Genomic DNA, 14,917 nt, shown 5'->3' on the forward strand with positions numbered 1-14,917 from the left:
CTTTTCCCGGATCGTCTCAACATGCAATATTGGGGAATTGCTGATTTCTACCTTCATATTCTATTTATAATTCAAAGGATATGAAGCAGTTTTTCTTTCTCCTGATAAGTTTAATGTCTGGTCTTTATTCCAATGCTCAGCTGCCTGCAGGCGTTTCGGCCAATCGTGGAGCTATGCAGGCCCCACCTAATATCGGACGTATTTATGGAAAAATTGTTGACAGTTCCGGAAAGGGAATTGGAGATGCCTCTGTGGTATTATTGCATCAACGATTTGATACGGCAACAAAAAAAATAAAAGAGGTTCTGTTAAAAGGTGCAAGTTCACAGTCAAACGGTGATTTCAATTTTGAAGAGTTGCCGATCATGGGACAGTACACTCTCAATATTTCAGTAAAAGGATATACAGCTTCTTCTCAAAAGCTTAGTTTGGCTCAACCATTTGAAAAAGATCTTGGCAAAATTCAATTGGAAAAAGATGTACAACAACTGGAAGCCGTGGTGGTAACGGCCAGTACAAATCGTCTTAAAATGGATATTGATAAAAAAGTATTCAGCGTGGGAGCCAATATTGTAAGTGCCGGAGGTACAGCCGTGGATGTTATGAAAAACGTGCCTTCTGTTAATGTGGATATTGATGGAAATGTGACCGTTCGGAATGCATCACCACAAATTTATGTGGATGGACGTCCTACCACCCTGACACTCGATCAGATTCCGGCAGATGCCATTGAATCAGTTGAAGTGATTACCAACCCTTCCGCTAAATACGATGCATCCGGCGGCAATGCCGGTATCCTCAATATAGTTTTAAAGAAGAATAAAAAAAGCGGCTACAATGGAACTGTTAACGCCGGTGTTGATAAACGAGGAGGGATCAATGGTGGTGCCAGTCTGAACCTGCGCCAGAATAAAATCAATTTCAATCTGAGTGTTTTTGGTAATCAGAACAGAAATCGGGGAATAGGAGAAACCACTATTCAGAGTTTTCTGACGAATCCCAATTTACTGGTTGATCAGTCTTCCAGTTCAAGGAATAGTGGCGGGTTTTTATTTGGAAGATCGGGACTGGATTATTTTGCCACCAATCGCTCCACCTTCTCTGTGGGATTTACGCGGGTTAGAGGTAAAATGAACCCCTCCGATCTGTTAAAAACAGATAGCGCCTGGCAAAATGCATCAACCATCAGTTATAGCGAGAGAAATACAGAAAATGACCGGGTCTTTAATGCCTATGGTTTTACTGCGGGATATAAATACCTGTTTCCAGGGAAAGGAGAGGAGTTGACCGCCGATCTTAATTTTTTCAGTGGAAAAAGCAATAGTGAAGCGCTTTATACTACCAGTATTTTTGATCAGCGGGGCGGTGACAAAACGGGATCCATAGAGCAGCGGATTCTGGGCAATGGCAAAAACCAATTTGTAACCATACAAACAGATTATGTTCGGCCATTTACCGGCTCCGCAAAACTGGAAGCTGGTTTAAGGGCGCAGCTTCGTACCATGGAAAATCAACAGGGGAATTATTTTTACAATGCATCAACCGGACAGTTTGAACAAATCATCAATGCAAGTAGTAATTATGCAAATTATGATAATGTTTACGCGGGTTATCTTTCTTTTAAAAATTCGTATAAAGATTTTAGCTATCAGGTAGGATTGCGTGGCGAGAGTTCCGATTATAAAGGAGAATTAACCGATACCAAACAGGAATTCAGAAATACTTATCCGATCAGTTTGTTTCCATCGCTTTTTTTGAGCCAGAAATTGAAAAATCAGCAGGAATTACAAATGAGTATAACAAGAAGAATCAATCGTCCCTTCTTTATGCAGGTGATTCCGTTTATTGATTCAACAGATCAGTTAAACTGGAGCAGAGGTAATGCAGGATTAAAACCAGAATTCACTTATTCTGCTGAAATGTCCTATTCCAAATCCCTGCCGGGTAATAACACCATTCTGGCAAGTATTTATTATAAACATACAACAGATCTGATTACCCGTTACATTGATACCATTACCACTGGCACAGGTGAAAAACGTCCACTAAGTACCTATACAAATGCAGACAGGAGTCGCTCCTATGGAGCTGAAATAACCGGACAGTTCAACCTGGCAAAATGGTGGGATATGAATACGAATTTCAATCTCTACAATTCAAAAATCAATGCCAGCTCTATTGCCGGAGCCAATCAGGATGCTCTCTGGAGTTATTTTGCCAAAATGAATAATAATTTCAAGCTTCCTCATAATTTCAAAATCCAGCTCTCCGGTACTTACCAATCAAAAACCAATCAACCGGTAAATCAGGGTGGAGGTTTTGGTAGTGGGGGACCAGGAATGGGTGGAGCACAAAGCACCGCTCAGGGGTATATCAAATCGAACTATGGAATTGACGCTGCACTGCAGAAAAGTTTCCTTAAAAACAATGCAGCGTCTATTACCTTAAGTGTGAGTGATATTTTCCGGACCCGCCGATTCGAACAATATACCGAGAGTGCCTATTTTATTCAGAACAGTTATCGCCTCAATGATGTTCCGATGTTTCGCCTTAATTTTTCCCTTCGTTTTGGACAGGTTGATATGAGTCTGTTTAAACGCAAAAACATGAAAGGAGAAATGGAAGGTTCACAGGGTGCCATGCAGGGAATGTAATTATTTCCAGCCACCTCCCAATGCATGATAGAGTTGGATGGATGCCTGCCATTGTTTGAGTTTGGTTTCCACCAGTTCCACTCTGGCTTCCAGGGCTTCCCGCTGGGTAAATAACACTTCTGTATAATCTGCTCTTGCGGCATTAAATAAGCGATTGGAAATATCCACAGAAAGGACAAGGTCTTCCACCTGTTGCTTTTTCTGCAGGTAAGTGTTCTCCAGATTACTGATATTCGAAACCTGGTTTTTTGTTTCCAGGAAGGCGGATAAAAGTTTCTGTTCATATTCAAACACGGTTTGCAACTGTTTGGCATTCGCATTCAGATAGGTGGCTTTAAGGGCATTCCGGTTGATTAGTGGTGCAGCAAGATCACTTGCAAGGGAAAACAACATGGACTCCGGTGCTTTCAACAGGTAGCCAGGATTAAATGCACCCAACCCAAGAGCGGAACGAATCCCCAGTGAGGGGTAAAACTGGGCTCTTGCTACCTGTACATCCAGTTTCGCAGCTGCCAGTTCCAGTTCCGATTGTCTGATATCAGGCCGGTTGAACAGGAGTTGTGTGGGTAAGCCTGTCTTCAGTGCGGGAATCAGGCTTTGTTCAAAATCACCCTGATTTCTTGGAACAGACTGAGGGAAACGGCCGAGCAGAAAATTAATCCGGTTCTCCGTTTCCATTATTTGTTGGTGAATATAGAATTCCATACTGCGGGTATTAGCCAGTTGGGCATCAAACCGACGCACTGCAAGTTCAGTAACCTTGGTGGCTTCCTTTTGCACTTTTACCAGAGTCAGAGCATTCTGTTGAATCGCAATATTCTGCTGCAATATGTCCAGTTGTTTATCCAGTGCAAGCAATTCATAATATGAGGAAGCTATTTCAGCAACCAGGTTGGTAACCATAAAGTTTCTGCCCTCCATACTGGCCAGGTAGTGCAGGTTGGCTGCTTTGGTTGCATTGCGCAGTTTCTGCCAGATATCCAGCTCCCAGCTGGCATACAGACCTATTCCAAAATCGCCCAGTGGTTCGGGCATTTCTTTTCCTGGTTTGATTTCCGTGTTTGCTTCTAGTGCTCCGATATTGGTGTACCTCGGCACCTTGTCAACTCCGGCTCCGGCCTTTACCCCAACAAAGGGCAGGTATTCTCCTTTTCTGGCCCGGATTTCATTCCTGCTGATTTCAATTTCCTGCAGCAGGATATTTAACTCCTGGTTATGAGACAGGGCAGTGTCAATCAGCGCTGTGAGATACGGGTCATTAAAAACTGTTCTCCAGTTAACGGATGCACTATTGGTGCTGTCGCCACTTGAAATATTATATGCTTCCGGAACATTGGTAACAGCTTCTCTGTTAACCAGTGCCGGTAGTTTACAACTGCTCAGCAGAAGGGTCGTCATTGCGATCCACGTGTATTTTTGGATGTTTCTTTTTTCCATGATGTGAAAATTCTTCTGTTAATGGGGTGTCTTCTTCTTTTTTGATGAGTTTGCGTCCGTCAGCCATACTGCCGAATACATAATACAGACCAGGCACTACAATTACACCGAATAATGTACCCAACAACATGCCTCCTGCAGATGAAGCACCAATGGTTCGGTTACCGATGGCACCCGGCCCTGTCGCTACCAGCAAAGGAAGTAATCCTGCAATAAATGCGAAAGAGGTCATAAGAATCGGACGGAAACGGACTTTGGCGCCTTCAATGGCTGCTTCCAGTACGGTCAATCCTTCCTGTCGTTTCTGGATGGCAAATTCTACAATCAATACGGCGTTTTTGCCTAATAGTCCAACCAGCATTACCAATCCAACCTGTGCGTAGATATCATTGGCGAGTCCCATCATTTTCAACAGGAGAAAAGCGCCGAATATACCGGCCGGTAAAGAAAGAATTACTGCCAGCGGAATGATAAAGCTTTCATATTGGGCTGCAAGAACCAGGTACACAAATCCAAGTACAATCAGAAAAATGTACAATGATTCATTTCCTCTCTGTACTTCATCTTTAGATAGACCCAGCCAGTCGATATCATATCCTTTTGGCAGTGTTTCCTTCGCCACTTCCTTAATTACATCAATGGCTTGTCCGCTGCTGTATCCGGGCGCGGGAGACCCATTGATAGCAGAAGAGGTATACATGTTGTAGCGGGTGATCTCATTCATGCCCTGTGATTTTTTGATTTTCATGAAGGCAGAATAGGGCACCATTTCATCGCGGTTGTTTTTTACATAAAGCTGCATAAGGTCGCTGGGCATTTCCCTGTATTTGGCATCTGCCTGCACATATACCTTGAAAAAGGTTCCAAAGCGGATAAAGCCCTGTTCATAGGTACTTCCGATCAGGATAGAAAGATTGTCCATGGCCTTGCCGATTGATACTCCTTTTTGCATAGCTGCCTGGTTGTCAATCTCCAGTTCATATTGAGGATAGTTGGCAGCGAAAAAAGTAAAGAGTCCGGTTAATTCCTTGCGTTTTTCCAGTGCTTCCATAAAAATGGTATTCACTTCGCCAAAGGCTTTGTAATCGCCCGTATTGGTTTTATCGAGCAACCGAAGAGAGAATCCGCCAGTTGCGCCATATCCCGGAACAGCTGGTGGTTCAAAGAATTCGATGGTTGCTCCTGGAATGGTTTTAGCTTCCTTTTCCAATTCTTCAATCACTTCATGAACAGACTGTTTTCGTTCTGACCAGTTTTTTAAATTGATCAGACAGGTACCTGCATTAGATCCCCTTCCTTCTGTCATGATTTCATAACCGGCAAGTGCAGATACGGATTGTACACCTTCATTTTTCTCACAGATCTCCTGGAGTTTGCGTGCTATTTCATTTGTTCTTTCCAGCGTTGAGCCCGGCGGAGTCTGTATGATGGCATAAATCATTCCCTGGTCTTCACCGGGAATAAAACCGGAAGGTAGTGCAGCTGTTGTTAACAGAATACAGGTACAGAATGCGATCAGCATTCCAAAGGTCAGGACCTTTCTGTGCGCTATCAGTTTCAGGAAGCGGGTATAAGAACCCAGCAGTCCGTTAAACTTTTTATTGAACCAGTCTATAAACAGGTTGACAGGGGTCTTTTTTCTTCGTTTGCCGTGATTATTTTTCAAAATCATTGCACAGAGAACGGGGGTTAGTGTGAGCGCAACAATTCCGGAGATAACAATGGAGCTGGCCATGGTAATAGAGAACTGGCGATAAAAAACACCAACTGGTCCGCTCATAAAAGCTACGGGTACAAATACGGCGGTCATCAACAGCGTAATTGCTATAATAGCACCACTAATTTCATTTAATACCTGTTTAGTTGCTTTATAAGGCGAGAGGTTTTCCTCTTCCATTTTGGCATGTACGGCTTCCACAACCACAATGGCATTGTCCACAACAATTCCGATCGCCAGAACCAGTGCAAATAAGGTGATCAGGTTGATGGTAATGCCAAAGAATTTCATCGCCATAAAGGCGCCTACCAGTGATACCGGTACGGCCAGGGTCGGGATCAGTGTCGATCGCCAGTCGCCCAGAAATACGAAAACCACTAATGCCACCAGTATGAATGCTTCTGTCAATGTATGGATTACTTTTTCAATGGAAGCATCCAGAAAGGTAGATACATCATAACTGATCTGGTATTCCATTTCCGGCGGGAATGAGGTTTTCTTAATTTCTTCCAGCTTTTCCTTTACTTCTTTGATTACTTCCGTTGCGTTGGAACCATAGGTTTGTTTCAATACAATGGCTGCAGAGGGATGATTATCAAGGTTGGAATAGATGTCGTAAAATTCGCTGCCGAGTTCCACTTCGGCAATATCTTTCAGGTGCAGGATTTCACCGTTAGGTGTAGCCCGGATGATTATATCTTCATATTGTTCCGGTTTGTTGTATCGTCCGGGATAAGTCAGTACATATTCCAGCGACTGAGAGCGCTTGCCGGTACTTTGTCCTAGCCGGCCCGGAGAACCGATGATACTTTGTTCCGCCATCGCTTCCATCACTTCTTCAGTGGATACGTTATAAGCACGCATGCGGTCGGGTTTCAGCCAGATTCGCATTGCGTATTGCCGGCTACCAAGAATTTTTGCGCTACCAATGCCTTTCAAACGGCTTAATTCCGGAATGATATTGACGTTGGCGAAATTATACGCGAATTTTTCATCCACATTTTTATTGGTGCTGAATACGTTTACATACATCAGCATGTTGGGGGATGTGTAGCTAACAACCAGCCCTTCTCTTTGCACAAGCGGAGGCAGGCGGTTGATAACCTGTTCAATTCTGGTCTTTACATTAACCATCGCCTGACTGGGATCGGTTTCAAGGTCAAATACCACCTGAATAGTAGCTTCACCCGCACTGGTGGCATCAGAGGTCATATATTTCATACCTGGTGTTCCATTGATGGCTTTTTCCATCGGAATTAGAACGGATTCCACCAATACATTGGCACTTGCGCCAGGATAGGCAACGTTAACCACCACCATTGGCGGGGCAACAGAAGGAAATTGTGAAACCGGAAGGGTTTCAATTGACAGGATACCCATGAAAATAATCACCACGGAGATTACAATCGCGAGCACCGGCCGCTGCATAAACATTTTAAACATGTTCTTCAGTTTTGAGGTTCGTGATTATTGCACAGGTAATTTGAGGGAGTTCAGCACCGCCTTCGGGTCTTCTGTCTGGAATTGAATTTTATCGCCATCCTGAACTTTGCGAATGCCTTCAAGAAGAATAGTATCGCCGGCTTTCAATCCACTGCTTATAACAAATAAATCTTCCAGTTCGGCACCTACTATAATTTCCCGGGTATGCACTTTATTTTCTTTGTCTACCACGTACACAAAGATTTTATCCATTACTTCAAAACTTGCTTTCTGTGGTACGAGTATGGCCTGTTTCAATTCTTCCTTCACCAGGATATTACCGGTTTCGCCATTTCTCAACAGAAGTTTGGGGTTGGGGAAAGTAGCGCGGAAGGAAATGTTTCCGGTTTCATTATCGAAATCAGCTTCGATGGTTTCCACCTTACCTTTCTGGGGGAAAATCTGTTGGTTGGCCATCTTTAATTCCACCTGCTGGTTTTTGATATCGCTGTTGTTGAACAGGTTTAGGTACTCCACTTCGGGAACATTGAAATAGACCCACATATGGCTATTGTCTGAAAGACTGGTGAGCAATTCGCCTTCATCCAGCAGACTTCCTTTCCTAACGAGAAATCGATCCACGATACCGTTGAAGGGTGCATAGATATTGGTAAATTGAAGGTGTACATTTTTTATATTGAGTTCGGCCTTGGCTTTGTTGAGCCGGGCTTTGGCCATGGCGAGTTCATTGGGAGAAACAATATTGGATTCAGCCAGTTTCTGTGTATTCTGGTATTCTATTTCTGCGAATTCTACCTCTGCTTTGGCTTTCTGTGCCTCGGCTTCGTATAACTGGGGCATTATTTTAAATAGCAGTTGTCCTTTTTTTACGGATTGCCCTTCGTCAATATAGATTTCCTGGAGATATCCTCTTTCCTGGGCGCGGAGTTCAATATGCTGAATGGAACGGACCTGGGCTACATATTCCCTTTCAAGAACAGTATCTAAAAGGAGGGGTTGGGTTACAATAAAATTGGTAGTGGCTTCTTTTTCTTCCGCTTTATGGCCACATCCGGTACAGGTCAGTATTGCAAATAGCACTGATAGCACGAAAAATTGCTTCATGTAAATTGAGATTAATTAATAAATTGAGAAGGAGTAAGTACAGATGTACTTCTGATGGGAGCCGTTCTAAATGCGGAAAATTTGTAAATGGCTGAGTCTGCCAATCGTAAAGAGTTGAATCGGTCGGTGCGCTGCGGGGGGAATGGGGACAGGCTGTTGGTTGGTGAGATCCGGCTGACCGAACAAAATGCTGATGCAGGTATAAAAAATGCGGTTGCTTTTTAATAACACCCAGTTATGCTGGTTGTCTTCCGTTTCTTCTATGAATAACAACTCATCCTGTTTTTCAGGTAGCGGTGCATTGATCCATAAATAGTCTGAATAGTGATTCTGAGGCCGGTTGAATTGAATCAACTCAGGCTGCGAATGGCGGATGTTTGAGGGAGCGTTGTGGGTGCCGGAAATAACATCCATACTTGTCAGTAATACCAACAGCAGACAGGATACCCATATTTTTGTATACCAGTTCATTCAGCGCCGGAAAATTAATCAAAATAAATTCAACACAAACGATTGCCTGTTCCTATTTCGCTGAAACAGGCCTAATTTAAACAGAATTAAATATTTTTTATAAGATTATGCCCAATCGACTGCTCTCTCTGGATCTGATGCGTGGACTGATTATGATTCTGCTGGCAGCAGAAAGTACATCCTTGTATAGCAGATTGCATGCTGTTGCGGAAGGTAATGGTTTTGAGTTGGTTACGCGGCAGTTTTTTCATCATGAATGGCATGGTCTGCTCTTTTGGGATCTCATACAGCCAGGTTTTATGATCATGGCCGGTTCGGCAATGTTCCTCTCCTTCTATTATAAGGAGAAGAAAGGGATAAGCTGGTCGAAAAATCTTCCGCATATACTTTTACGGAGCCTGAAATTATTTTTACTCGGTACCGCATTACATTGTGTCTACAGCGGGAAATTGGTTTGGGAATTATGGAATGTGCTGACACAATTGGCATTTACCACGGTTATTGCTTATTTAATTATCCGAAGATCCTATTTTTTTCAGGGTCTGGTAAGTTTGGGTTTAATCCTGCTGTCCGAGATACTATATCGTACGGTTTTGGTGGGAGAGTTTAATCAACCCTTTGTAATTGGAAAAAATTTCGGTTCCTATACTGATCTGCTGGTAATGGGCAAAATCAATTCCGGTGGTTGGGTCTTTATAAATTTTATACCGACAGCTGCCCATACGATCTGGGGTGTTTTGGCGGGCAAGTTGTTGATGGATGCTGCCATCAGCCAGCAGCAAAAGATAAGAATGCTGCTGATAAGTGGAATTGGATTATTAATTGTGGGGTATCTGTCCGATCTAACCGGACTTTCACCCATCATCAAACGAATTTGCACGGGGTCATTTGTATTGGTTTCAGGTGGCTGGATTGTACTGCTGATGACCTTTCTTTACTGGTTGGTGGATATTCGTGGTATTAACCGCAATGCCTGGATCTTCACCGTTGTTGGGATGAATGCGCTTTTTATTTACCTGTTTTTTGAAACCGTCGGCCACCAGTGGCTGAATGGGGTGGTGGCGATTTTTGTAAAGGGGCCACTTGATCTATTGGCTGTTCCGGAAAACTTTGGCTGGCTGCTTTCGGCCTTTGTTACCCTTTTCCTCGAATGGTATTTATGCTATTTTCTATACAAAAAGAAGATCTTCTTTAAACTCTGATAACTGGTTGTTTGAATTAGTACTATGGTACTTTTTTATACAAAAGATTGCCCGAAATGGAACATATTCGTGGGGTAAGTTTAACGATTTAGTTAATAACGATTAAATAACCAGAGCTTAACGATTGCCCAAAACGACCCTTCTACATTTACATCCATTTTGTACTAATTCTTCTATCATGACAACCAAATCAAAACTGCTGAGCTGGGGTCTTTGTTGCCTGTTCCTGTTTTTTACGATGGCGCAAATTCATGCCCAGTCTGCCGGTGGTGCCGTAAGCGGTACTGTCCGGAATGCCCAATCAGAACCACTGGCTGGTTCCACGGTGACGCTTGAAAACAGCTCCAACCGTTTTTCCCGTAGTACTCAAACCGATTTGTCGGGTAATTTCAGGTTTGAGGAAGTGCCCTATGCCAATGGGTACAAACTGACAATCAGTAATGTGGGTTATGCCGACAAGGTATTAACCGGACTAAACCACAGTAATGCCAGGCCACTTCAGGTGACTCAGTCGCTGGAAGAAGCTGCCAAAAGCCTGGATGAAATGGTGGTGGTAGGTTATGGCAGATCCAGTAAAAGGGATCTGACCGGAGCAGTTAAATCGGTAAAAGCCGAAGATTTCAACAGAGGAATCATCAATACTCCGGAAGAATTACTTCAGGGAAAGGTAGCCGGGGTGAATGTAACTGCTGCCAGTGGTGAACCCGGTGGTTCACAAAGTATCACGATCCGCGGTCCGGGTAGTGTTCGTTCAGGAAGTACACCACTTTTTGTAATTGACGGGATGGCATTGGATAATTCCGGAACAGGAGGTGGTGCCAATCCGCTGAACTTTATGAATCCGCAGGATATCGCTTCAATTGATGTTCTGAAAGATGCATCTGCAACAGCCATTTATGGTTCCCGGGGTGCCAATGGGGTAGTACTGATTACAACCAAAAAAGGAAGATCAGGCTTCAGTAATGTTAATTACAATTTTTCTGCAGGGGTAAGTAAGATTGCTAATCCTTTACCGCTTTTCACTACTGAAGAGTATAAAAGACAGGTGGTTGCCCTGGGAGGTGAACTGGAGGATTTTGGAGGCAGCACCGACTGGCAGGATGAAATTACCCGTACTGCTTTTACCCAAAATCATAACCTGGCACTTTCCGGTGGAGCTAACAAGCTTACCTACTACGCGAGCTTAGGTATGCAATTGCAGGAAGGAATTATTAAAAATAACGACCTGAAGCGCTATAATGGCCGCTTAAATATTACCCAGAAATTATGGGATGACCGGCTCACATTTGAGGTGAACCTGAGTGCCAATAATACGGTTAACCAGCGTCCCAATATCGGAAGTTTACTGGGAGGATCCATTTCAACCAATCCTACCATTCCGGCAAGAAACGCAGATGGCACGCCGTATGTGTTTGAAAATGGAATCAATCCTTTGAAAACACTGGAGCTGGAAAAGAATCTGACCACAACCAACCGTGTTATAGGGAATATTGCTGCCACCCTCAGAATCATAAAAGGATTGGAATATAAAGTGAATGTTGGTGTTGATAACTCTACAGGTACACAGGATGTACAATCGCTTCCTAATACAGTTCCTTTTCGGGATGGTCGGCTGGATACCTATACTACTTTCAATAGGAACATCCTGATGGAGCATTACTTTACCTACAATAAGGAAATTGACCGTCATAAAATAACTGCCCTTGCAGGTTATTCTTACCAGGATATTTTCTTGCAGGGAAGAGCAACCAGTATCAATCGCTTTGTGGTTGGAGGTGTTGAACCAATATATAATCCAGGAGAGGGCCAGGAGTTGACACTGGTGAATAACCGTCCGTCAGGTTATGCAGAACGCAATGAATTACAGTCGTTTTTTGGAAGATTGAACTATTCATTTGACAATAAGTACATGCTTACTGCAACGGTGCGGGCAGATGGATCTTCAAAATTTGGTGAGAACAACAAATACGGTGTATTCCCTTCAGTAGGTGCAGCCTGGACCATTTCACAGGAGGATTTCTTTAAAAGTAGTTGGATTAGTAATTTGAAGCTGAGAGCAGGCTGGGGGCAGACCGGAAACCAGGAGATTCCCGCTAAGCTGACACAGGCTTTATTTACCGCCAGCAGTTCGGGAAATGCAAGCTATCCATTAACGCCGGATAATACTTTCCCTGCCGGTTTATTATACAACCGCCTCGCTAACCCTGATTTGCAGTGGGAAGTATCCACTCAAACAGATATCGGACTTGACTTCGAACTATTCAATGGTGCATTGAGTGGAACGGTGGATTATTTCCGCAAAATTTCAAATAATATTCTGTTATTGATTCCGCCTGCGGACCCAGTACAGCCGGCGCCTGAGACCTATGCGAATGTAAAAGATATGGAAATTATAAACCAGGGTGTAGAATTGGAACTGAGTTACCGAAATAATAAAGGTCCGGTGACCTACTCTGTTGGCGGTAATATCACTTTTATTGATAATGAAGTGAATAACTCACCTTATTCGGTTATTCCTTCCGGTACAGCATCTGGCTCTGGTCTGACTTCTGCTACCATTAATGGATATGTTAATGGTTCTCCAATTGGAGCATTTTATTTGCTTGATTTTACAGGTTTTGACCGGGATGGCCTGAGCGTTTATCGCGATGCCAATAACGATGGTTTCATTAACGATCGGGACAGGGTGGTATTAGGTTCCGCATTACCTAAAAAGATGTTCAGTTTGTTTGGTACAGTTGGATATAAGAATTTTGATATGGCCATCAATTTTAATGGAGTTTCTGGTAATAAATTGTATGATAATACCGAGAATGCAGGATCTTATAAAGCACTTATTGCGAAAGGGGTAAATACAACCACTTCAGCTATTAAGTATGAAGAAGAAGCAACGACTAATGATGCACGAGTTTCCTCCCGTTTTTTGAAAAATGGCAGTTTTTTCCGCCTGAATAACCTGGCATTGGGATATACCCTTCCCTTATCAAGAATTGGGAACGGTCAGTTTTTTAAACAAATTCGTTTTTCTCTCACCGGTCAAAATCTGTTTGTAATTACAAAGTATGATGGTTATGATCCGGAAGTGAATACTGACAGGAATATTGCATCGGTGTCGTCTTATGGTGTTGATTATTTAAGCTATCCCAGAGCCCGTTCCTTTATACTGGGTGTAAACCTTCAATTTTAAATTACCCGTTATGCGAAAACATATTAAACAAGTAATGATGATCGGTGCTATCGCTTCCGTAATGGGAGGATGTACTAAGCTAAATGAAGTTATTTATGACGAGAGTTCGGCTGTTGGCTTAACAGATAAACAGCAAGCAGAGGGTGCTATTGCACCTGTTTATGCGCTTTTACCAAGCATGTTCCAACATACCCGCTATTTCACATTACAGGAAATTTCTACCGATGAAGCCATACTTCCTTACAGAGGTGGTACGGATTGGGGTGATAATGGTATTTACCTGGGTATGCATACACATAATTTTTCCACTTCTGATCCCAATATCCGAAATGTGTTCAATGATCTGGCCAAGAGCGTTTCGTATTGTGTAACAGCCATAAATACATTGCCAAACAATACAGATCCATCTGCTCCATTATATCTGGCCGAAGCAAGAGGGATGAGGGCCTATTATTCGTTGATGTTGCTGGATCTTTATGGCCTTATTTTCGTAAAAGAGGATCCCAAAGCAAATTCGGTTATTCTACGCGGAGCAGAAGCTGTTGAATATATTAAATCTGAATTATTGGCAGTGGAACCTTTATTGGGCAATCAGCCGACACATGGTCGATTAAGCAAAGCTGCCGTATGGGGATTACTTGCGAGGTTGCACCTGAACGCGCCGGTTTACTCTGATATCTATGCGTCTCAATTTAATTTTGGAACAGCTGATATGGATAAAGTGCTAGAATATTGCGATAAAATCATAAGTAGTGGTGCCTACCAGTTCTCTCCAGAGTATTTTGAAATTTTTGATGATGAAAACAATACAAACAAAGAGATCATTTTTGCTGTGGATCAGCGGGCTGAATTAAATGGTCATAACCGGCTTGCTTATTTCTCCTTATCCGGCGACCAGTTTCCATTACCTCAGTACCCGGGTGCAAATGGAACCGACGGTCCGGGTATCACGTCCGATTTTTATGATTCATGGGAAGATGCCTATGGCGCTACCGATCCTGCGGATGCGGATCAGCGTTTTTATAAAGAAAATTTATCTATCTATTCCAATCCGAATGATACCTGCGTTGCAGCAGATGATTTCCATGTGAACAGAGGAATATTACGTGGACAGCAATACGGACTGATTCGCAGGGAAGGTGTTTTTCTTCGTTGTGCCAATGGAAATTATAAAGTTGGGCCGCTTTTTCATGATACTCGTAACCGCCCAACATTAGCTGTTAATTTTACAAAAGAAATTGATTTCTCAGTGGCTGGCAGTAACTATCCCTCTGGTTATAGGGTAGAGAAATATGAATTCAGCCGGAAATCAGTTAGCGGTAGAAATTTCGGTGAAGCCAATATTGTTATCCTCCGCCTAGCAGATATTTATTTGATGCGGGCAGAAGCAAAACTGAGAAAAGGGGATGCCGCTGGGGCACTTGCAGATGTAAATACCGTACGTGCAGCCAGAACTGCACGGGGTACCATCCCGGCATTAACCGAAATGAATCTGGATATTTTATATCGTGAAAGAGGTTTCGAATTGTATTGGGAAATGGTTCGCCGGACTGACATGATCCGCTTCGGTAAATACGAAGGAACCTGGACTGAAAAAACAGATAACAATCCGCAAAAAAGATTATTCCCGATTCCGCAGAATGCGATTGACGGAGCATCCAATATTCCGGATTATCTGGTACAAAACCCCGGGTATTAACAG

Annotated in this window: 8 protein-coding genes; 4 read left to right on the plus strand and 4 right to left on the minus strand. The window is 43.1% G+C overall.

What is annotated here, in order from left to right:
* Positions 1-80: 80 nt before the first annotated feature.
* The gene (locus B2746_RS16280; protein WP_290796031.1) at positions 81-2,654 is read left to right on the plus strand and encodes an outer membrane beta-barrel protein; all 2,574 of its coding nucleotides are present in this window, start codon (positions 81-83) and stop codon (positions 2,652-2,654) included.
* Here the strand turns inward: B2746_RS16280 and B2746_RS16285 are convergent, their stop codons facing one another.
* The 4 genes from B2746_RS16285 to B2746_RS16300 form a co-directional block, all read right to left on the minus strand.
* Positions 2,655-4,091 carry an efflux transporter outer membrane subunit gene (locus B2746_RS16285; protein WP_290796033.1) on the minus strand — a complete coding sequence of 479 codons (1,437 nt, stop codon included), beginning with the start codon at positions 4,089-4,091 and terminating at the stop codon, positions 2,655-2,657.
* The gene (locus B2746_RS16290) at positions 4,024-7,251 is read right to left on the minus strand and encodes an efflux RND transporter permease subunit (RefSeq protein ID WP_290796034.1); all 3,228 of its coding nucleotides are present in this window, start codon (positions 7,249-7,251) and stop codon (positions 4,024-4,026) included. Before B2746_RS16290 ends, B2746_RS16285 begins: the two co-directional genes overlap by 68 nt.
* Positions 7,252-7,275: 24 nt before the next feature.
* Positions 7,276-8,355, minus strand: a complete 1,080-nt coding sequence (locus B2746_RS16295) for an efflux RND transporter periplasmic adaptor subunit (protein WP_290796036.1) — start codon at positions 8,353-8,355, stop codon at positions 7,276-7,278.
* Positions 8,356-8,421: 66 nt separating this feature from the next.
* Complete coding sequence (locus tag B2746_RS16300) at positions 8,422-8,826, minus strand: hypothetical protein (protein ID WP_290796038.1); 405 nt, start codon at positions 8,824-8,826, stop codon at positions 8,422-8,424.
* Between the two features lie 107 nt (positions 8,827-8,933).
* On the opposite strand from B2746_RS16300, the gene B2746_RS16305 reads away from it, so the two are divergent.
* From B2746_RS16305 to B2746_RS16315, 3 genes are all read left to right on the plus strand, one after another.
* On the plus strand, positions 8,934-10,028 hold the full coding sequence (locus B2746_RS16305) for an acyltransferase family protein (protein ID WP_290796040.1): 1,095 nt from the start codon (positions 8,934-8,936) through the stop codon (positions 10,026-10,028).
* Positions 10,029-10,206: 178 nt separating this feature from the next.
* Positions 10,207-13,215, plus strand: coding sequence for a SusC/RagA family TonB-linked outer membrane protein (locus B2746_RS16310; protein ID WP_290796041.1), 3,009 nt, complete (start codon positions 10,207-10,209; stop codon positions 13,213-13,215).
* Positions 13,216-13,225: 10 nt separating this feature from the next.
* Complete coding sequence (locus B2746_RS16315; protein WP_290796044.1) at positions 13,226-14,914, plus strand: RagB/SusD family nutrient uptake outer membrane protein; 1,689 nt, start codon at positions 13,226-13,228, stop codon at positions 14,912-14,914.
* The last annotated feature ends 3 nt before the right edge of the window (positions 14,915-14,917 follow it).

It is taken from the genome of Flavihumibacter sp. UBA7668 (assembly GCF_002483205.1).
GTDB lineage: Bacteria > Bacteroidota > Bacteroidia > Chitinophagales > Chitinophagaceae > Flavihumibacter.

What these genes read in the sequence shown, in the direction of transcription:
- B2746_RS16310 (WP_290796041.1), top strand. Translation starts at nt 10,207, where the DNA reads ATGACAACCAAATCAAAACTGCTGAGCTGGGGTCTTTGTTGCCTGTTC.
- B2746_RS16285 (WP_290796033.1), bottom strand. Translation starts at nt 4,091, where the DNA reads ATGGAAAAAAGAAACATCCAAAAATACACGTGGATCGCAATGACGACC.
- B2746_RS16290 (WP_290796034.1), bottom strand. Translation starts at nt 7,251, where the DNA reads ATGTTTAAAATGTTTATGCAGCGGCCGGTGCTCGCGATTGTAATCTCC.
- B2746_RS16315 (WP_290796044.1), top strand. Translation starts at nt 13,226, where the DNA reads ATGCGAAAACATATTAAACAAGTAATGATGATCGGTGCTATCGCTTCC.
- B2746_RS16295 (WP_290796036.1), bottom strand. Translation starts at nt 8,355, where the DNA reads ATGAAGCAATTTTTCGTGCTATCAGTGCTATTTGCAATACTGACCTGT.
- B2746_RS16300 (WP_290796038.1), bottom strand. Translation starts at nt 8,826, where the DNA reads ATGAACTGGTATACAAAAATATGGGTATCCTGTCTGCTGTTGGTATTA.
- B2746_RS16305 (WP_290796040.1), top strand. Translation starts at nt 8,934, where the DNA reads ATGCCCAATCGACTGCTCTCTCTGGATCTGATGCGTGGACTGATTATG.
- B2746_RS16280 (WP_290796031.1), top strand. Translation starts at nt 81, where the DNA reads ATGAAGCAGTTTTTCTTTCTCCTGATAAGTTTAATGTCTGGTCTTTAT.